18 protein-coding genes are annotated in these 21,190 nt (G+C 37.0%); 8 read left to right on the top strand and 10 right to left on the bottom strand.

Annotated elements, in window-relative coordinates; all coding sequences use genetic code 11:
• Nucleotides 1–7 precede the first annotated feature (7 nt).
• Genes ccoP through F8B77_RS03645 form a run of 4 tightly spaced genes read right to left on the bottom strand, consistent with a single transcriptional unit; the run spans nt 8 to nt 4,528 of the window.
• Nucleotides 8–2,152 (bottom strand): cytochrome-c oxidase, cbb3-type subunit III, encoded by a 2,145-nt coding sequence (gene ccoP, locus F8B77_RS03660; RefSeq protein ID WP_151653814.1) that lies wholly within the window; start codon nt 2,150–2,152, stop codon nt 8–10.
• Entirely contained in the window at nt 2,149–2,769 is a 621-nt protein-coding gene (gene ccoO / locus F8B77_RS03655; protein ID WP_208846069.1) for a cytochrome-c oxidase, cbb3-type subunit II, read from the bottom strand. The genes ccoP and ccoO overlap by 4 nt, the downstream gene beginning before the upstream one ends.
• On the bottom strand, nt 2,769–4,184 hold the full coding sequence (gene ccoN / locus F8B77_RS03650; protein WP_151653810.1) for a cytochrome-c oxidase, cbb3-type subunit I: 1,416 nt from the start codon (nt 4,182–4,184) through the stop codon (nt 2,769–2,771). Before ccoN ends, ccoO begins: the two co-directional genes overlap by 1 nt.
• A 5-nt stretch (nt 4,185–4,189) precedes the next feature.
• Nucleotides 4,190–4,528 carry a c-type cytochrome gene (locus F8B77_RS03645; RefSeq protein WP_151653808.1) on the bottom strand — a complete coding sequence of 113 codons (339 nt, stop codon included), beginning with the start codon at nt 4,526–4,528 and terminating at the stop codon, nt 4,190–4,192.
• A 299-nt stretch (nt 4,529–4,827) separates the two neighbouring features.
• Between F8B77_RS03645 and norR the strand changes: the two genes are divergently transcribed.
• The 3 genes from norR (at nt 4,828) to F8B77_RS03630 (ending at nt 9,404) form a co-directional block, all read left to right on the top strand.
• Complete coding sequence (norR, locus tag F8B77_RS03640; protein ID WP_151653806.1) at nt 4,828–6,366, top strand: nitric oxide reductase transcriptional regulator NorR; 1,539 nt, start codon at nt 4,828–4,830, stop codon at nt 6,364–6,366.
• A gap of 240 nt (nt 6,367–6,606) precedes the next feature.
• The gene (gene hcp / locus F8B77_RS03635; RefSeq protein WP_151653804.1) at nt 6,607–8,268 is read left to right on the top strand and encodes a hydroxylamine reductase; all 1,662 of its coding nucleotides are present in this window, start codon (nt 6,607–6,609) and stop codon (nt 8,266–8,268) included.
• Nucleotides 8,269–8,372: 104 nt separating this feature from the next.
• Complete coding sequence (locus F8B77_RS03630; protein ID WP_151653802.1) at nt 8,373–9,404, top strand: hybrid-cluster NAD(P)-dependent oxidoreductase; 1,032 nt, start codon at nt 8,373–8,375, stop codon at nt 9,402–9,404.
• A gap of 287 nt (nt 9,405–9,691) precedes the next feature.
• Here F8B77_RS03630 and F8B77_RS03625 read toward each other — a convergent pair whose 3' ends face one another.
• Complete coding sequence (locus tag F8B77_RS03625) at nt 9,692–10,186, bottom strand: hypothetical protein (protein WP_122032608.1); 495 nt, start codon at nt 10,184–10,186, stop codon at nt 9,692–9,694.
• A gap of 669 nt (nt 10,187–10,855) precedes the next feature.
• Entirely contained in the window at nt 10,856–11,326 is a 471-nt protein-coding gene (locus F8B77_RS03620) for a NanQ anomerase/TabA/YiaL family protein (protein ID WP_151653800.1), read from the bottom strand.
• A gap of 104 nt (nt 11,327–11,430) precedes the next feature.
• On the opposite strand from F8B77_RS03620, the gene F8B77_RS03615 reads away from it, so the two are divergent.
• From F8B77_RS03615 to F8B77_RS03605, 3 genes are all read left to right on the top strand, one after another.
• Nucleotides 11,431–12,441, top strand: a complete 1,011-nt coding sequence (locus F8B77_RS03615; RefSeq protein WP_151653798.1) for an AraC family transcriptional regulator — start codon at nt 11,431–11,433, stop codon at nt 12,439–12,441.
• A gap of 128 nt (nt 12,442–12,569) precedes the next feature.
• Nucleotides 12,570–12,947 (top strand): MFS transporter, encoded by a 378-nt coding sequence (locus F8B77_RS03610; protein WP_130086251.1) that lies wholly within the window; start codon nt 12,570–12,572, stop codon nt 12,945–12,947.
• Nucleotides 12,940–14,163, top strand: coding sequence for an HlyD family secretion protein (locus F8B77_RS03605; RefSeq protein ID WP_151653796.1), 1,224 nt, complete (start codon nt 12,940–12,942; stop codon nt 14,161–14,163). The genes F8B77_RS03610 and F8B77_RS03605 overlap by 8 nt, the downstream gene beginning before the upstream one ends.
• Nucleotides 14,164–14,264: 101 nt before the next feature.
• Here F8B77_RS03605 and F8B77_RS03600 read toward each other — a convergent pair whose 3' ends face one another.
• Entirely contained in the window at nt 14,265–15,059 is a 795-nt protein-coding gene (locus F8B77_RS03600; RefSeq protein WP_151653794.1) for a RecX family transcriptional regulator, read from the bottom strand.
• Between the two features lie 217 nt (nt 15,060–15,276).
• On the opposite strand from F8B77_RS03600, the gene F8B77_RS03595 reads away from it, so the two are divergent.
• Together F8B77_RS03595 and F8B77_RS03590 are read left to right on the top strand one after the other, a co-directional pair.
• Nucleotides 15,277–15,993, top strand: coding sequence for an ABC transporter ATP-binding protein (locus tag F8B77_RS03595; protein WP_151653792.1), 717 nt, complete (start codon nt 15,277–15,279; stop codon nt 15,991–15,993).
• On the top strand, nt 15,993–16,865 hold the full coding sequence (locus F8B77_RS03590; RefSeq protein WP_151653790.1) for a hypothetical protein: 873 nt from the start codon (nt 15,993–15,995) through the stop codon (nt 16,863–16,865). Before F8B77_RS03595 ends, F8B77_RS03590 begins: the two co-directional genes overlap by 1 nt.
• Before the next feature lie 52 nt (nt 16,866–16,917).
• Here F8B77_RS03590 and F8B77_RS03585 read toward each other — a convergent pair whose 3' ends face one another.
• The 3 genes from F8B77_RS03585 to F8B77_RS03575 are packed head-to-tail and all read right to left on the bottom strand — an operon-like array spanning nt 16,918 to nt 21,025.
• Entirely contained in the window at nt 16,918–18,378 is a 1,461-nt protein-coding gene (locus F8B77_RS03585; RefSeq protein ID WP_151653788.1) for an EAL domain-containing protein, read from the bottom strand.
• Nucleotides 18,379–19,701 (bottom strand): GGDEF domain-containing protein, encoded by a 1,323-nt coding sequence (locus F8B77_RS03580; protein WP_151653786.1) that lies wholly within the window; start codon nt 19,699–19,701, stop codon nt 18,379–18,381.
• Nucleotides 19,694–21,025: a GGDEF domain-containing protein gene (locus F8B77_RS03575; RefSeq protein ID WP_167512750.1), complete on the bottom strand. Its 1,332-nt coding sequence runs from the start codon at nt 21,023–21,025 to the stop codon at nt 19,694–19,696. The genes F8B77_RS03580 and F8B77_RS03575 overlap by 8 nt, the downstream gene beginning before the upstream one ends.
• Nucleotides 21,026–21,190 lie beyond the last annotated feature (165 nt).

Genomic DNA, 21,190 nt, shown 5'->3' with positions numbered 1-21,190 from the left:
ACATTAATTAATCGACATTGATATTACGGTCTCGTTGATCGTACATATCAGGCGTAGTATGGAAATTCCCAGCATAACCTGCTTTTTGAAGCTTTTCTCGTACCGCTTTTACATCTGCTGTCGTCACCGCCTCAGTTCGATCTCCAAGGTAATCACGAATAAACGAAATCAATTCAGACAACTGCGTATCTGTTAATATATTTTGGAAGCTAACCATCGGCATAAAGTTTCTTTCTTCACTGAGATAACTAGGCTCTAACCCTCTAATAGTAACAGCGATCGTATTGTATGGATCTCGGTGCATGATAATACCGTTATTTAACAACGTCGGTGCTATTGGATCTCGCCCTTTACCATCTTCACCATGGCACGCACCACAGGTTGAAACGAACAAAGGATACATATCAGATTGTTTGGCTTCTTCGGTAAATCCTGTCGGTTGCAACTGCTTCGTATTTCGCGGAATGGTATTATTTTCATCCCCCACCAATAGATACGTCGCCATTGCTTCCACATCTTCACGAGTCATAAATTTGGTGCTATTTTTTACCACATCAGCCATACCACCAAACGCAGACCCTTTATCTGAATGCCCTGTATGTAAGAAATCCGTCAGTGATTTAATATCCCAGCGATCTTGATATAACTCTCGTGATGAAATATCTGGCGCATTCCAACCATCAATAATATTACCTTGGAAAATCTTATCCGTTTCTAATGCCTGAGCAATATTACGTGGTGTATGGCACTCTGAACAATGTCCAAGCCCTGCCACTAAATATTTACCACGACGCCAAATATCAGCGTTATCTTCTGGAGCATTAGTCGTTAAATCTAACGGTTCTCTATCCATAAATACGATATTCCAGCCTAATAGCCCTAAACGAATATTTGATGGAAACATCATGCTATTTTCATCATTACGACGTGAAACCGCAGGGATAGATTGCAAGTAATCCCACAATATTTTTACATCTTCTTCTGTCACATATTGATAAGACGTATAAGGCATTGCAGGATACAGATACCCATGCTTTCCTTTACCATCGTAAAGTGTTGCTTTGAACTCTTCATAGCTGTAATCCCCAATCCCTTCTGTATAATGGGGCGTAATATTGGTTGAATACACGGTTCCAAATGGTGTGACAAAAGGTAATCCACCAGCGAATGGTTCCCCGCCTTCTGCACTATGGCAAGCAACACAATCCCCTGCATAAGCAAGGTATTCACCTTGAGTAAGTTCTTCTTGTGAAATAGCGGCTATCTTTTCATCGTAAGCAATACGTTGAGAGGTGATAAACGCTCCTAACGCTAAAATATCGTTGTCACTTAATTGATCTTCAAACGCAGGCATGATGTTATTCAAACCATAATTAATCGTGTGTTGTATTTCTTCAATACTCCCACCATGCAACCACACATTGTCAGTTAGATTTGGTACCCCTGTCGCTTGATTCCCCTTTGCATCAGAACCATGGCACCCAATACAACTTTTCATAAATGCCGTTTTACCAAGGTCTATTTTTATTGAGGGTGCGTTTAGTGGTCGCTGTTGCAAAGAAGCAAGATAGTAAGAGATGTTCTGAATATCCTCTTTAGGAAGAATATTTATCCACCCAGCCATTGCTCCGTAGCGTCCCTTTTTAATTGAATGCAAAATGGCTTCATCAGAGCCCCCATATAACCACACATTATCAATTAAATTTGGGAAGTGTTTTTGTCCTTGCCCATTAGCTTGATGACAAGCAGCACAGTGAGTTTGAAATAGCCCTTTGCCAGAAGCTACAATGCTTGGTTGAGCAGCGAGTACCGTTAAATCTGTCTTACCCAATTGAGCTATTTGTTGATCTAAAGACCGATTGTGCTCCTGAACCGTATCATCACTTTGCTGCCACCCTAACAGTCCTTGCCAATTACCAAGGCCCGGATATAAAACGAGGAACACTAAAGAACAAGCAAAAGCGACAAAATAGCCCACAAACATAATACGTGGCGGTGGTCCATCGTTTTCATCAATATCATCAAATGAATCAATGGTTTTGTCTTTATCAGCAAGGTGATTGATACGCCAATATTTAATCACCACATAGACCATTAGCGCTAAGAAGATAACAGTAAGACTAATGACCCATACGTTCCAAAATCCAGTCATAATTCTTCTCCCTGATCTTGCATAGTATCAACACCCAAACTCTGCAAGTAACGGATTAACGCTTCACCTTGGGTTTTCCCAATGACTTGAAGTCGAGCGCCATCAATGTCTGCGTCCGTATAAGGTACACCAAGCGTACGGAGCGCTCGCATTTTATCAGAAATCGCTTCCCCATCGAGTGTTTGCTCAAACAACCATGGATAACTTGGCATGGTAGAAGTTGGCACCACATCTCTAGGGTTCATTAAATGAATAAAATGCCATTGGTCGGTATACTTACGTCCTATGTTCGTCAAATCAGGACCGGTACGTTTTGAACCCCATAAACTTGGGAACTCATAAATATCATCAGCTTCTTTATTAGCACGGCCATTACGCAGTATTTCTGCTTCTAACGGACGCACCATTTGGGTATGACAAACATGACACCCTTCGCTGATATAAATATCTCGCCCCGCAAGTTCTAGTGCGGTAAGCGGTTTAGCCAAAGATATTTTCTTCAAATCCGAGGCCATAAATACGTTTGGCACAACCCAAACCAATAGCGAAAAAGACGCAACAATAACCGTTGAGAGAATTAGAATAACAACCGATTGGGTAAAGTCTTTACTCAAGATCATAATTTACCCTCCACTGCTGTTGTGGAAACCGAATTTGAGGTAATCGTTTTATACAGATTAAAGACCATCATCAATAAACCGACCACAAAGAACACACCACCAACGAATCGAACAAGCAACCAAGGCGCTTTAAAGTCCATAGCCTCCACAAAACTGTATGCGAGTGAGCCATTATCAAGCTGAGTAAGCCACATGTATCCTTCACCGATTCCAGCAACCCAAAGAGCGACAGCATAAAGAACAATGCCAATATGAGCGAACCAGAAATGCCATTTTAATAAACGGAGTGACCACAGATCTTCTTTTCCCCATAAACGAGGAATAAAGTAATAAAATACAGCAATGGCAGACATACCTACCCACCCTAAGGCAGCAGAATGTACATGACCAATGACCCATTCAGTATTATGAGCAACCATATTAAACCAGCGAATAGCCAATAATGGACCTTCAAAAGTCGCGAGACAGTAATAAAGAATCGCTGAGAAAAAGAACCACATAATGTAGTCTTTTTTCAATTTTGCTTTATTAGAAAGTAAGGTCATCGCACTATTGAATGCGCCTGCCCATGATGGGACCCACAAAATCAGCGACATGACGATACCAATATTTTGCACCCACTCTGGTACTGAGGAATAGATCAGATGATGCGTTCCCGCCCATGTATAAAAACCCACTAATCCCCAAAAATGAATGATAGACAAACGGTAGGAATAAATAGGACGTTCTGACACTTTAGGAATGAAGTAGTAATTCATGGCAATAATGCCCGCAGTTAACAAGAAACCAACTGCATTGTGTCCCCACCACCACTGAACAATGGCATCTTGCGCTCCAGCATAGACAGGATAAGACTTCCACATCGACACGGGTAATGCCAAATTATTAATAATGAAAATCATCGCGATAACGAGAATAAATGCCCCGAAAAACCAATTGGCGACAAAGATATGGTTGACGGTTCGTTTTGCTATAGTACCGAAGAACAAAACCGCATAAAGTATCCAAACTAAGGCAATTAATATATCAATTGGCCACTCTAACTCGGCGTATTCTTTAGTCGTTGTATATCCCAATGGTAGAGTTATCAAGGCAAGAATTAAAATAAACTGCCATCCCCAGAACACCATCCAAGACAGGCTTTTATTAAATAATTCAATCTTGCTTGTTCGTTGAACAATATACAATGAGGTCCCCATTAAAATATTCACGACGAAACCAAAAATAACCCCCGACGTATGCAACGGACGCAGTCGGCCAAATTGAAAATATTGAGAATCAAAATTGAGCGATGGCCAAGAAAGCTGAGCGGCAAGCATGACGCCAACGCTCATGCCAATAATCGCCCAAATAACCGCGGCAATAATAAAATAGCGTACAACTTTGGTATCGTAATCCCTGATATCTGTCATCGCCTTTACTCCATTTTATCTTGAGACTCAGAACCTAACATCGAGTAATAATAGGCAATGTCCTTCATGTCTTGATTAGATAAAGTATCAGCTTGCTGTTGCATTAGAATGGCTAACCCACTGGTTCTCTCGCGAGATTTATAATCTTTGAGTGCAGACACAAGGTAAGAAGCGCGCTGGCCTCGTAAATTTGGATAAGGGTCAATCAATGCAATGCCATCAGCACCATGACAAGTCATGCATACTTTGGCTTTTTGTTTTCCAATCTCGAATTGATTTAACTCTTCAGCAGAAAGAAAACCACTAAATAAAACGGCAAAATAAACGACAAACCATTTGTTCATATTTAAAACCTTTATGGTTCAATTATAATAATAAGCATAGGTTATTTGCTTTAAGCGTGCTTAATTTAAGCCATATAAAATGGCAAGAATAAACGTTAAATGTGACTTACTCTTGCACAATTCATCATCACACCAGAACATTTTTACTTTTAAAGAGTTAAAAAAACGGACTATCCAGCTCTAATGTAAGCTCATTTTATTTACTGATTCGCCTTTTGTTGATCTAGATTAAGCCATTAATGATGTATTTTTAACATCACCTGATACCCTAGCCTCTCTGCTTTCTATCGGTGTATGCAATGAAACCCTCTATCGAAAAAGTCTTACTTCAAATCGCATTGGATCTTAGTTCTAATTTATCAAGTGATTTACATTACCAACGTTTGATCTCTTCTATTCATCAAGTATTTCCCTGTGATGCCAGTGCATTGTTTGTATTAGACCATGATGGGATCTTAAAACCCGTTGCTGTTCAAGGCTTATCTGCCGCTGTGTTAGGCCGTAGCTTTCCACCAAAAATACATCCGAGATTACAAGCAATTCTAGAGAGTAAACACCCTGTTCGATTCGAATCAAACTCAGACTTACCAGACCCCTTTGATGGCTTATTATTGGTTGATGAACATGTCAATATTGAAGTACATGACTGCTTAGGGTGTAGTTTATATGTCGAAGATACTTTAGTGGGTTTACTAACCCTAGATGCATTAGAGGTTGGTGCCTTTAAAAAGATAGATAACATAACCATTGAAACTTTCGCAGCATTAGCGGCAGCAACCTTACATAATAAAGCTTTAATTGAGACACTAAAAAACAGTAACCAACAACAAAAATCGATAAACCAAGCCTTAATCCAACAAGCCCGAAATCAAAAAGGTGAATTGATTGGGATTAGCCCTCAAATTGAACGATTACGTCATAATATCAATATGGTAGCGCATTCTAATTATGCAGTACTAATCAGTGGTGAAACGGGTTCGGGTAAGGAATTAGTTGCGCACTCAGTCCATGAGCAATCTTCTCGGAGTGACCAAGCAATGATTTATGTAAACTGTGCAGCATTACCAGAGTCTCTCGCAGAAAGTGAATTATTTGGCCATGTCAAAGGCGCGTTTACTGGTGCAAATAAGCATCGAGCGGGCAAGTTTGAACTAGCGGATAACGGTACGATCTTCTTAGATGAAATCGGTGAATTGCCTTTATTAATTCAAGCCAAATTATTACGTGTTATTCAACAAGGTGAAGTTCAGCGTGTTGGCTCCGATAAAAACGTAATGGTGAATGTGCGTATCATCGCCGCAACTAACCGAAATTTAGAGCAAGAAGTAGAAGCAGGACGCTTTAGAGCTGACTTATTTCATCGTTTAAATGTATTCCCTATAAATGTGCCTCCATTGCGTGATCGTGACGGGGATATTTCTGTTTTAGCGGGCTATTTATTAGATAAAGTTCGTACCCAATTTAACGTACCTAACCTTCATATTCATCCACGTACATTAACTCATTTAGAGAATAGTCCGTGGTTAGGTAATGTACGAGAACTTGAACATACATTAATGCGAGCAGGGCTTCGTGCAATACAAGAAAACGATACGAGTATTACTCTAGCTCACTTTTTAGGAGATGTTGAACACTCTGATGATGTAAAAACGACAACAACCTTACTACCCAAAGAAAGTAAACCAATGCGTGAGTTGGTAGAAAGCTATCAAAAACAGTTAATTGAGCACGCTTTAGCTAAATCGAACGGAACTTGGTCAAAAGCCGCCGAATTTTTACAAATGGATAGAGGGAATTTATACCGAATGGGCAAAAAGCTCGGGATCTCTAATTCATAAAACATGATACACCGATGTATTTATTACAACATTCCCGATGTAATAAATACATCAAATTAATTTCAAACACAAATCAATACTAATAAAATCAACAACTTAAAACTGGCACACCCTGTGCAATAGAGAGCTCATCAATGTCGAGTCAAATCGAGATGAGTTCAGCAATCTATTCCACAAGGGTAGAACGCACTGAACTGACGTGATTTGAACAATATGTATTCAATGACTGGAGTTCCAACTATGTTCTGTATCCAATGTGAACAAACTATTCAAACACCAACAACGAAAGGCTGTTCTTTTGCACAAGGTATGTGTGGTAAAACAGCTGAAGTATCTGACTTACAAGATATTTTAGTTTACGCATTACAAGGTGTTTCTTTCTGGGCAGAGCAAGGCCGTAAAGTAAACGTTGTGATTGATGAGATCGATCAATGGGCACCAAAGGCCTTCTTCGCAACACTAACTAACGTTAACTTCGACCCTGAGCGTGTTATCGAATTCGCATTGCAAGCACACGCTTACAAAAAACAGTTAGAAGAGCAAGTTCGCGCCGCGGCTCTTCTTAGCAATACCGAATTATCAGAGCTTTCTCCTGCGGCATTATTTGATTTACCGACAAACGCAGAAGAGTTAATTGCATTAGCACCACAAGCTGCGGTTAACCGTGGTCACGAATCCCAACATGAAGATGTTATTGGCCTACGTTTACTTTGTCTTTACGGCTTAAAAGGCGCAGCCGCTTACATGGAGCACGCTCGAGTTCTTGGTCAAACTGACGATGCTGTATTTGCTGAATATCATGAGATCATGGCGTGGTTAGGGACTGACCCTACCGATCTTGGTGAGTTATTAGATTGTTCAATGAAGATTGGTCTAATGAACTACCGTATCATGGAAATGTTAGATACAGGTGAAACAAAAACATTTGGTCATCCAGAGCCTTCACAAGTAAACGTAAAAACTATCGAAGGTAAATGTATTCTGGTTTCTGGCCACGATTTACATGACTTAGAAAAAATCCTTCAACAAACGGAAGGCAAAGGCATCAACGTTTATACTAACGGTGAAATGCTTCCTGCTCACTCTTACCCTGAACTTAAAAAATACCCTCACCTTGTAGGTAACTACGGCAGCGCATGGCAGAACCAGCAAAAAGAATTTGCTAACTTCCCTGGTGCTATCGTAATGACATCAAACTGTCTATTAAACCCAAATGTAGGTCAATACGCAGACCGTCTATTTACTCGTAGCATCGTAGGCTGGCCTGGTGTTGCTCATTTAGAAGGTGATGATTTCACAGCAGTTGTGGATTGTGCACTAGCGCAAGAAGGTTTTAAACATAACGAAATCGAACAAATGATCACGGTTGGATTTGGTCGTAACGCATTAATGGCTGCGGCGCCTGCCGTTGTTGAGCAAGTGAAAGAAGGCAACATCAGCCACTTCTTCCTTGTTGGTGGTTGTGATGGTGACAAATCAGAACGTAGCTACTACACAGACTTTACTGCTCAAGCACCAGAAGACTCAGTCATCTTAACGCTTGCATGTGGTAAATACCGTTTCAACAAAAACCAATTTGGCGATATTAATGGTATCCCGCGTTTATTGGATGTTGGTCAATGTAATGATGCTTATTCAGCTATTCAACTCGCACTTGCACTAGCTGATGAGTTTGATTGTGGCATTAACGAACTTCCATTAACGCTGGTACTTTCTTGGTTCGAACAAAAAGCGATTGTTATCCTACTAACTCTATTCGCTCTTGGTGTTAAAGGTATTTACACAGGCCCGACAGCGCCCGCGTTCTTAACCGATAATCTGCTTGCTATTATTCAAGAAAAATTTGATATGCGTAGTATCACGACAGTTGAAGAAGATCTAAAAACGATCTTAGCTGCGTAATCAACGTTTATTAGCCCTAATCTATGCCTCAGTTATCTGGGGCATTTTTCGCTATAAAACGAAATATCATGTGACCAATAACTTCTAAGTAATAGAGAACAAACATGACACAATTTATTTGGCCAACAACCCCAGTTCAACTTCGTTGTGATGAGAAATGGTTTGAAACCACTGATACCATTAGCTTACAACTAATAAGCCAAAACCAAGAAAGCTTTGATTTTAAACCGGGCCAATTTATTAGTGTCGGTATTGAAATTAAAGGAAAGATGGAATACCGCGCCTACTCTATCAGCTCAATGCCAAATCAAGATTTTCTGCAATTAACCATTAAACGTGTGGAAGGTGGTAAGGTATCAAACTACTTAATTGATCAACTAAATGAAGGCGATGAGGTTGCCGTTTTAGCACCAACAGGTCCATTCAACTCAATCGATTGCAAACCAAGAAAGAAAGTCGCGTTATTAAGTGCTGGCTGTGGAATTACTCCGGTTATGTCGATGGCGAAAACTTGGATAGCTCAAAATATTGAGATCGATATTACCTTTATACATATGGCAAAAAACAAAGAACAGACCATCTTTTTTGAAGAATTAGAACTGTTGCATGAAACTCACGCTAATTTTCATTTAAAGCTGTTATTAAAAGATAATGCAGAGACGAGTTACCCACAAGGGCGTCTAGATGAAGAGTGGTTACATACCCTTTGTCCTGATATCAACGAGCGCACGGTTTACTTATGTGGTCCTAACTTATTTATGCAAGACATGAAAGCCAATGTAGAAAACCTTGGTTTAGATATGGCGCACTTCTTCCAAGAAAGCTTTACCCCGATTGAAGCCGAAGTAACAGAAACAGCAAGAAACTCAGGTGTAGTGCAATTTGAAGTCCCTGCCTTTGGTGTATCAAAAGAAATCGATAAAGGCGCAACCCTTGCTGACGTTTTAGAAGAAAGTGGTGTCCCTATTATTATCGCTTGTCGCAGTGGTATGTGTGGCTCATGTAAATGTAAAGTAGAGAAAGGCGAAGTAAGCCGAACTAGCACTGAAACCTTAAGCGAAGAAGATATTGCCCAAGGGTATACGCTGGCGTGTTCAAGCCAAGTGCAAAGTGATGTTGAGGTGAGTTTGGTTTAAAATAAGTCTTATTCTGTGAACATACCATAGTGCTTTTAGGAACAGTATAAGATTCAGATAGGCATCAAAAATGATTCTATTACATCAAATTATTGCATTAAAAAAAAATACGACATAAACTAACTATGTGAAAGGGCTTTTATAGTTAACTCCCCAGGTTATGTTATCTATAAGTAGAGTCACCAAGCTTAACTGGGATAGCTTGTTTAATAGCTACACAATTATTGTGTTCTCTGACCCCTAGAGCTAAAGAGAAGCCACGCGCTATTACTAATTTGCCCAATCGATTATTCGATTGGGCTTTTTAATGTCCCAATGACGGTACCTGGTGCATTTTTGTTACCATACGCAGAGACAATACTATAATACGTTTTACCCGCCTTCATTTCTGGCTCAAGAGCAACACGGCCTAATTTTGTATTTAGAACTACAGGTCTCTTGTTATTTTTAATAGCAAAGTTAACCAAAACATTAGTACCCTCTACCAACATATCTGCGATAATCTGAGGCAACATCTCCTGTTTTGGAATACATAAATCTACGTTATGTTTTTCCCAGATATGCCTTGCACCAAATGCGCCATACCTTTTAAACCCTCTTCCCATAAGGCCGAGTTTTAAATAAATATCACCACTTGGTATATCATTATTATTATCCGGCACTCTTCCAAAAGATAATTTACCTGTCTTGGGATTTACTATTTTTGCATTCTTTTCATTTTTTCCAGACATTAACTGTTCGTTTAAATCTGTAGATTGGTAAATGGATGTCTGGTTATTCATGTTACTTCCTACGTCAATTAATCAAAATTAAATATCCTATATAACCATAGCGATAACTCTATATAATATATAGACTCAATGGGCTAGTAATAATACGGTACCATGATTTTACAAGGGAGCAAGTCGGAAATTAAGAGAGCGCTGTGGATAAGTAAAAAATCAAGAAAAACAGTAAGTAAATACTAACATGCTACATTTATTGATAGTAAACAAATACATCATAAGTGCTAACCGATAAAGACAATGAACTTTTCACTTTACTTTTCAATTAATTAACACTCTTTTATTTTAAATAATAATCAATAAATTCAGTAAGCAATACATATAAGCAACTCTCAATATTTATTATCACCTTTCTATTTCAAAGGAAGATTACGGTATCATCCCCTCAACATTTCTGCCTAATATAATCTATTTTTCAATTCATAAATTCTATAAAAATATAACTCTGGCATCAGTTTTCTAATTTTTACTAGTCTAAAAACTGTACACTATCGTTAATTAATCCTCATTCTACAGTTCTCTATTATTGTTATCGCGCTCATTTCGCACTTAACACCTTGCTGAACTTTCATTACTGCTCAGTAAGGTGCATTTTATTTATATGTCTAAAAAATAGAGCTATGGTGATATAAATTATTTACCTGAAGTAATATTTCTTGAATACAACTACACCAGCAGCGCACTGTTCACTTTAATAATCAGTTTCTTTACTGCTGCTGGCTTATCATCAACCGCAACTAATGGACGATGTGGTTGCTTAGGATTAAAAATAATAAACTCACCAGCCGTTAATGTGACAAATTGCTCATCTTTCACATCGTTACTAAAAGCAATGTCTTTCTCTGCAAGATAGTCATCTTCAATCGACAGTAACGGATAGTCACTGTATCCAAAAGTTTCTGTACCTTCTAATATCAATTGTACATCAAGGTATTTATGATGAATTTCTGAACGACGATGTTCTTTCAATTCCGTTTTATCATTCACAATAAAATAGACTGACTCATCATAAGATAATGGGTAATTCCCAACCTCTGCATTGTTGGCTGTTTGCTCTTTTACTTTCTGAATAATCTCAATGATAACAGGGTGTAATTCAGCCCCTTGAATATCATCACTCCATTTACCTTTAAACAAAATAGCCTCTCAATGATATCAATTATGAAGCTGAAAATAGTAGCATGAGATATTGATATCAGTAAGATATAATGCTGTTTAAACGTGACTTTTAATGAGGCTTCATGGCTAAACCAAACGCAACTTATCTCGTGCGAGTGCACAGTGCGAAAATGCTGATAGACCATGCGATGAAATATTATGGTTTAACCTATGCCGATTTTGATATGCCTCCTCACTTATTTGATTATCAACTAAAATTGATGCCATTAAGCGATCTCGAAGCGCTACTCTGTAAAATTGAATTATTAACTCAAGATCCAGCTTACACAGCAAAACTAACACAATCAGACAGTTTGAAGCAGTTTGGTCCTTTTGTGCAGTTACTAGCAAGCTCGACCAATTTGGGTATGGCAATTAAGCGTATGAATACCATACATAATGCCCTTCAGTCTGGGGTGCAAGTAAATATGCTACTGAGCGGCTCGATTGCAAAATGGCGAATTTTAACGCCAACAATGCTACCTCAAGCTCGTATCCATGAAAGTATTTTAGCAGCGGGATCGTTTGTTCGATTATTAAAACTATTTCATGGCGACGACTATCAACCTGTTGTCATTCACTTATCAGGTAACATGATTGGTAAAACAGGAGAAATCGAGGCTATCTTTAACTGCCCTATCATGTGGAACAGCCCTAATACCCAAGTCTGGTTTCCTGTTAAAGACATCACTTGCCCTCGTCGCTTTAAACTACCAACATCACAAGTGAAGGCATTTACCGTAGAGCAAGCGATGAGTTATATGCTTATTCCACAGCCTCAAGATACGTTAAAAGTGGTATTTGAACTCACTAAATATGCCTTATTTTTTGGTTATCCTACGCTTGAGTTTGTCGCTCAAAAAATGGGAATGAAGCCACTTACTCTTCAACGTCGCTTACAAGATCAAAGTATTGCTTTTACCGATATAGTTCATCACAGCATTTGTGATGAGGCTATCACATTAATGGGAAGTGAGTTATCCATGAAAGAAATTGCACACCGAGTTGGCTATAAAACTACGGCTTCATTTTCTGTTGCGTTTAAACGTATGTACGGTGTAACTCCTGTTCAATACAGAAAGACACTGCTTTAACAACCCAATAGAAAGATTCAAATACATCAATTTAAGTCACAGTTTGATATATACAAATACATTTAATCGACATATGACTCTGTTACCCTTCATGCTTACTGCTCATTATTATTTAAGGTAAATCATTTATGAGTTTAGTCAGCATGCCCTTCGTTGGATCAGGTCAGGATCTTGGGCTGCATATTGCTGCGAGCGTCGTCATGATAGGAAGTATTATCGCCCTCGCGTATGGTTTCTGGAAACTTCATGAACTACCAATCAACAAAGCACACAGTAAGCAACACCAGCAAATAGGGCTTATTACCGCCCTCACTTGGATAGGGTTTGTTTGGCATTGGGTCTGGGTTTTAGCCGTGATTTGTGCTTTTGTTGATGCAGAAAAAGCATTAATTAAAATTCGTGATATTTGGCATCAACCTACTTCACCATTACAGACACAAGCGCAAGCGCCAATAACAGAAATTGACACAACAGCATCAACTCAAGAGGAGAACCACAATGCTTGAGGGATTAGCGGTATGGGCTCTATTTATCTATCTACTCAGAATGGTAGGAATGCCTTGGAATAAGTTTACTCAAGGGTTTGCTTATATTGGTGGCGGATCTTGGCTATTATTTGTCTGGGCTGGTTTACTTAATTTTACGCCTATGGATCTTTCTGGTGGCTCGGTGGTGCAATCTCCACATATTCAACTTCGCCCTGCGAGTACGCAAATTAAAGGCGTCGTCACCAAAATTTATGTTGAACCAAACCAAGAAGTGACTAAAGGCCAACTGGTTTATGAAATTGATGATGAGATTTACCAAATTGCGCTAAACAAAGCGATAGTCTCACAAGAAGCGAGCGCTGTTGGGCTTGAAGTTGCAAATCAAAACGTGAAACTGGCGCGCCAAGCCATTACTGCTTCAGAAAGTGATATTGTGGTTAGCCAAAAACAAATTGAAGCAAAGAACCAAGATCTAAAATATAAGAAACTCACACTACAACGTTATGTTGAACAAAACCGTAAAGTAAAAAATACCATTACACAAAGTGCATTAGATGAACAAGGAACACTTGTATCTATTGGGGAAATCGATGTTGCCAGTGCAATTGCTCAATTAGATAAAGCCAAACTTGCTAATGAAAAAGCATTGTTAGATCTAGATAATGCAAAATTAGGTGTAAAAGCCAAAGAAAGTGAGCTAGCGAGCGCAAAAGAAAGCGTCACTCAAGCACAATGGAATGTAGACAACACTAAAGTTTACGCCCCTGCTGATGGCTATGTGACAAACTTTATTCTGCGTGAAGGTCAATATATTGGTGCGGTTCCACGTATGCAGATGTATACCAATGAGAAGTACGTATTAATGCGCGTTAACCACCAAGCAATACGTAATGTGACGGTTGGTCGCCCTGCTGAGTTTTCTAGCGCAGTTTATCCTGGAAAAGTCTTTGTGGCTGAAGTAGAAGGCATTGTTGAAGCAACAGGGGAAGCACAAGGTAATTTACTAGGTAGAGAAACGAATGTTCGTCAAACGACAGGATTAAACGTTAATAATAAACACCACTTTGTGCGTTTAAAACTTGAAGAGGGTGAAGGCTATGATATTCCTGTTGGCTCGGTTGGCTTAGCGTGGATATCTGGTGAGAAACCCGTTGGCTTTATGGCTTTCTTAGATGTAATTCGTGGCATTATTATTCGTATGAAATCACAAATTTACTTCTTCTACTCATTGTAACAATTTAGATGTTTTGGCCCTATAGTTCACTCTCTCGAACTATGGGGCTTTTTTATATTTCTACTTTTTGTCGTCGTCAACTAATCCGAAACTCGCTGTAATTAATTCAATGTTTCTTTAATTTCATCAGAACTAAAACCATGGGAATACAGATACGCATAGGCTTTACTTTTGTCTTTTGAATTGCTTAAATCAAAGCGTTTTTTGTCTAATCGCAATTGGCAGTTCTCATAAAAATCGATTGAACCATCCATCTCTAGTTTTTCAATTTCTTCATCAAAAGTAGAAATATCGATCAGTTTTTGTTTTAGCTCCCGCTTGATAACAGACTTACCTTTTAGTTTACGGGCAAGCTTCTCAATTTCTTTAACGAGATCCGCTTTATCGGCTTTGATTTGCATTTTAGAAGGCAGTGTAGAGGCAATAGAGTGAGACTTAATGGCTTCACGAACATCGGACGATTTAAAGCCATATTTAGTCAAGGTTGTATAAAGTTTATCGCTAGATAACCCCTCAAAATTTATTTGTTCTAATCGACGATTTAATAAACTAAATTCACAGATCTCATCACGGTGGGTAATATATTCGATCGCTTCACTGATCACTGTGGCACTAATCCCCTTCTCTTTTAACTTCGTAATTATAAATTGACTGCCTTTTTCTGCACTAAATGCTCTTTCTACAAAGTTGATTGCAAAATCTTTGTCTGGTTTTAAATAACCACGTTCAATTAAGTCATTTAGAACCGTATCAATCCACTCTTGGTTATCTGTCTTCGCAGCTAGTTTCTTTCTTAACTCATCAATAGTCCTGTCTTTGGCTTCAAGATGATAAAAAGCACTGCCATAGACATTATCAATGGTTTTTGCGGGCTTTACTGGGCGTTGGCTGAACATGATAACCTCTGATTTTATTGATCTAACAAAAGCTGAATCTAACGTATCTCAGTCTAAGACGCAAAACTAATTCGAATGCTGTATTTATATTAACCTGAAGTATAAGAGATCAAGTAAGGGAAAACACAAATGAACCTCATCCATTTCTTTCCTTATGGAACTTATCATGATATTTCTACTCAATAGTACCAAGCAATTCAATAATGTAAGGCGCAAAATGACTTCTCTTGTTAATGTAAGAAATGTCTCAAAACACTATTCAGACTCAAATAAAAACCAACAAGCATTAAGTGATATCAGTTTTGATTTAAAAGCAGGACAAGTTCTCGGCTTACTCGGTCATAATGGCGCGGGCAAATCGACACTGATAAATGCTCTGTTGGGCGCTCATCGTTATGAGGGTGAGATCAGAGTGAATGGTCTGCATCCTATCGATCAACACGCCGAATTAATGCAGCATTTAGCCTACATTTCTGATGTAAATGTGTTACCTGGATGGATGAGTGTAAAACAACTTTTAAAATATACCTCAGGTGTCCACCCTAGCTTTGATATTAATAAAGCAACTTCTGTATTAAGTAACACCAATATCAAATTAAATAGTAAAATAAGCTCGCTATCAAAAGGCATGAAGGTACAAGTTCATTTAGCGATAGTAATTGCAACCGATACTAAAGTTCTGATCTTAGATGAGCCTACCTTAGGATTAGATTTATTATATCGCGACACCTTTTATCAGCACTTAACAACTTGGTTTAATGCAGGAGAGCACTGTTTAATTATTGCGAGCCATGAAGTGGCTGAAATTGAGCATCTATTGACGGATGTATTGATCTTAAAACAAGGTAAATGTGTGAAGAAAGAGACCATGGATAACATTCCTCAAGGTACATTAGCTGAACTCTTTATTGCCCTTCAAAAGGAATCTATTTAATGCGCCAATCATTATATATGCTTGAAAAAGAGCTTATTGAACACAAAACGATTACTCGTGTCCCTCTGTTTATTCTTCTTTGCGGTGCAGTACTTTTCATTAGTTTAATGATGAACACTAACCTACAAGATAATTTATTTATTTCAGTCGAGACTCAAGGTAACTTTACCCCGTTTAGCTCTGAGTTTTCAAACGACCTACAACTCGCATTAAGCTTTGTGGTTGGTATTTTATCATTAGCTCTCACAACGACTTACCTTTCAAAAGCATTACGTAAAGAGCGTAATGAAGGCAGCTCTGCATTTTGGCGTAGCATGCCAATCTCTAGTCAATATACGCACGCGATAAAACTGGCTTTTGGTTTAATTGTAATACCATTGATTTTTTCTGCATTAGTACTTATCGCCAATCTATCCTTTTGGGTAATTAGCTTATCAAACGACAATGTATTAGTGATGCTTCATGAACACATCTCGTTTATGTCAGTGATTAGCAATTGGCTGCAATTTATGGGAAGAATGCTACTGGTTAGCGTGGTTATGTTACCTATTGCAGGATTAGTTTTAGCAGTATCTCAAGTCAGTAATTCCCCTTTAATCATCTTACTATTAGGCGGTTATGCCTTGAAACTGCTGTCAACTTGGGTGCTAAACTGGGATGGTATTGCCGTATTTCTCACTCATATGTATAAGATCCCAACTACGATCTTGCTCTCTTCAGAGCCTTTGATGAGTTTTTCACAAGCTGGGATTGGATTCTTAAGCTTGTATAGTTTACTTGGCGCTATTTCATTATTCGCTAGTATCTCTTTGTATCGAACTACTGAAATCTCTTGGCAATCATTAAACCCACGTTGGTTGTTTAATAAGTAAATAAAAAGGGAGAGGCACATAGAATAGAACTCTCCCTTATTTTTGTTAGCTACTACTTACCTTTAACTACTATGTTAAAGTCTTTAAGCGGCATTGGCTTAAAGTACAAGAAACCTTGATGTGATGAGATCTGTAACTCATTCAATATCTGTTGTTGGTTCTTATTCTCTACCCCTTCAGCAATCAATTCAATATCTAGATTATTTGCTAATAATGTAATATTTTCCAGTATCTTAAGTGACTGTGAATTGGTTTCAATGTCATCAATAAATGATTTATCAATCTTAATGAAATCAAATTGATAATAATTTAAATACCGCAAAGAAGAATAACCGGTACCATAGTCATCTAAGGCAAACTTGACTCCAATAGTTCGAAACTTTTGCATGTAGTTTGTAATTTTTTCTCTATTTTTAAACTCTGTCGATTCTGTAAACTCTAATACTAACGTGAGTTTTTCAGATAACTGCTTACATAATGTATAAATCTCATTATCATAGAGGCAACTTTCCGTCAGGTTTACGCTTATTTTTAAATCAATATCACTCAAATTTTTATAACCATCATTAAGCTGACATAGTATTGATTTTGTCATTGCACCAATCAACCCAAATTTTTCCATTTTAGGGATAAAGTCCAGAGGTGAAATGATGACTCCACATGGCTTAATCCAGCGAGCTAATACCTCCCCCCCAATAACTACTCCTTTTTCGTTCACTATTGGCTGAACATACGGTGTGATTTGATTTTTTCTAATAGCTTTTCTTAATTTGTAAAAATCAAAATTTAATCGCGTACTCGTGCTCGGTAAAGCACGTAACATTAATAACATTAATAACATTAATAACATTAATAACATTAATAACAAAATAGTAACAAAGAATCGATTATCGATAACATAAGCTTTTATTGAACTCCACCTATCGTATTTAAGTAATAAATGAAAATCATACTTATCTGATGGGTATACTTTCTCACTATTTAGCTCATGGAGACTAAATTGCTCCCCTTTCGTTATCACATATTGTGAATTTGATAGTGAAATCTGACCAAATCGAGAGTCCTCTAACTCTATTGGTATTTCTTTCATGAAAAATTGAATACCATTATCATCATCATAGCGATAATAGTATGAAATACTCGGTTGACCCGTTAACAGATTCTTTTCTTTTATGTATATCTCTTTTTCAGGTACGTTTTTTTTCGATATATTACTACCAACAATCGAGCTACAAAAATACTGACCATCTTGGATCACAGAGATACTATTAATTGATGGGCAACGTGCCACTTTTTTTTGTAACGGTAGCATCATCTCTTGGCACGTTTTACCTTTAAGATAAGCAAGTTCACCCACTGATTCTTTTGCTTTATCGAACTTAAACTCGATATTTTTCATCGTATTTTTTATATTTGATTCAACATATCGCTGATAATCTGCACGTATAGCAGATTCAAATAAGATAAATATAACAATAACGCCAACCATATATTTATTGATAATAAATTTCATTTAGATTACGTCTTCTAATACGGTAACTCTGTTTCTACCAGAGTTTTTTGATTGATATAATGCAGTATCTGCCAGTTTAAATGCTTTTTTAAACGACATATTTTTACCTGCTGTTGCACCAACAGAAACTGACACACAAATCTCCGCTATAGGCTCTGCGTAGATAGATCTTCGAATAGCCTCAGATCTCTTTAGTAACTCACTATTCGATATATGATTAATAACAATAATAAACTCTTCACCACCCCAGCGGATGGCCATATCATCTCTTCTCATATGCTGCTTTATTCGATGACATACCTCTTTTATCACTACATCACCTTGTTGGTGCCCATACTGATCATTAATACGTTTAAACTCATCGATATCAATCACGATAACAGCTCTCCCAAACGTTAAGTTCAGTTTTAACTCATAAAAATCACGACGATATAAACCAGTCATATGATCTAACCGACAATATGATAGAAATCGATATAGCGACCTATTAATTGAGAATAATAAAAATGTTATCACCAATGCAATTCCTGAGCTCAGCACAAACAAATCAACCATATTTATAGATAGATTTAGTTTATTACTTACCGGTGTACAAGGGATCTCAATAAAATCACTTGATAAAGATAATGCATGATCACCACCATAATTCAGAAAGCTATATCTCTTTTTATTAAAATCGTTTAACCAATTTAAAAATACACTTGCTTTCATATCTAAAATAAACATTGCTCTTAACTGCTTATTTTCATAAATAGGATAGAATATACTTCTAACATTTTTACCAGTAAGCGGTTCTACATAAGGCTCTGTTAATTTAAGATCACACCGAGCAAATGCTTGATAACTCTTTGACATTTTTTCGTTATCTACAATCCGGTCAATCCAACTTGAGTTTGATGCTTCCTTAGAGTTCAATTTCTCATGCACTTCATGTAATGGTTTAAAATGACCGATATTAACATTAGATTCTAACTTCTCTAGAATAGCTATACTCCAATAATCATCATTTATATAATTTGTTAACTCTTCTTCTAATAAACTAATGCCACAAGACAAATTTTTAACCTGGCTATCCTCATCAACCATAATTGAAACATCACCACGTTCATGAGTACCCTTACTCAGCACTACTGTTGTTGTATTTAAATAAAAAGGCGTAATTTTTCTAACCGTATCATATAACTTTGTTATTTTTTCATGAAATTCCATTCTAAATGAATTAACTTCTAACTTGTTATATTGATATAACATATAAAAAGACAATAGGAACAAGAATAAGAATGTCTTCAAATATTTATTCTTAATACTAATTATTTCACGCATTATCTTCATTCTTATCTAAAGTTACGCGGTTACGCCCCGTATTTTTGGATTGATAAAGAGCCATATCCGCCCTTTTTATCGCATCAAAAGCCAATTCAGAGTATTGTTGTTTAGAGCCTCCAATAGAAATGGTAATATGCATATTTTCTATTCTCTCACTTTCTATTCTTTCTCGAATCATTTCTGCTTTCTGATGAAAAAAATCATGCTTCATATGATAGAAAACAATAACAAATTCCTCTCCCCCCCAACGGATCGCAATATCATTTTCTCTAATACTCTCTTTTATACGCTGAGTTACCACTTGGATAACTCGATCACCTACATCATGGCCATGGTTATCATTTACTTGCTTAAAATGGTCTATATCAATGATAAGAAAGGAAGCGCCTTCAACCCGATTCAGTTTACTTTCAATAAAATCTCGACGAAAAAAACCAGTCATCCGATCATTGCATCTAATATTGTTAATTTTTAGATAAAAACAATACAAGAATATAGAAAATAAATAAATTGCAGAAGATATATAAAAGCTAACACTTAACAATTTAAATATATCAATACTAACCATTAATGATGGGGCATTTAATGTATAAGGTACTTTTATATTAAATGTAGCCCAGTCAAACCCTTTATCTCTCGTAATAAACACCCATCTTTTATCACTAAAGTCAGTGACTAATGATTCATTCCAACCTTCTTTAATATCAACAATGATAACTGATACTAATTTTGACTTTAAATAAATAGGATATATAACAGAATGTACTCTTTCATTTGATGAATCTTCTGTATACACCTCTGTGATTCTTATATCATCATTATGAAAGCCTTTATAAGTTTTATCTAACCCCTCTAGTTTAACGATTCGGTCTAACATTAATGAGTCATGCAGTGTCTTATCATTAAATTTGACATAGATATCTCTTAAAGGTAAAAAATAGGAATTACCTGTATTCTTGTCATGTAGCTTTTCAATAACTGCAATAGTCCATATATACTTTTTATCAATAGCTTTTAAAAGGCTTTGTGAAAGCAAATTTATCGCTGGTGATAAAACTTTGACTTCCCCTGTTTTATTAACAATGATTCCAACATTATTAAAGTTGTGGATACCCTCTTCAATTGTTACTGTATTAGAATTAATGTAATAACCATGAAATCGTTTTGTTATATCCACAATGTCTTGATATTTGATATTAATTTTCTTTTCTAAAATCCCAATAGATAACACATTGTAATAAAACAATGATGAGTATATTCCTAAAAATAAAACAGAAAATAACCAGGGTTTAAGAAACCATAATTTTTTTATATCATTCATAGCGCTTAATTATATATCACTAGTCATAAATAACTAAAAATGCACCATTAATTACCTAATATGATGCACTACAAGTGAAAGCACTTATGCGATCCTTCATCGCTTTCAAAATATCCTTGATTTTTTAATAAATCCTCAGTAAACAGCATGATCAAAAAATTACTA

The organism is Aliivibrio finisterrensis, assembly GCF_008933155.1.
Taxonomy (GTDB): Bacteria; Pseudomonadota; Gammaproteobacteria; order Enterobacterales; family Vibrionaceae; genus Aliivibrio; species Aliivibrio finisterrensis.
This window is presented reverse-complemented; position numbering and strand designations above follow the sequence as displayed.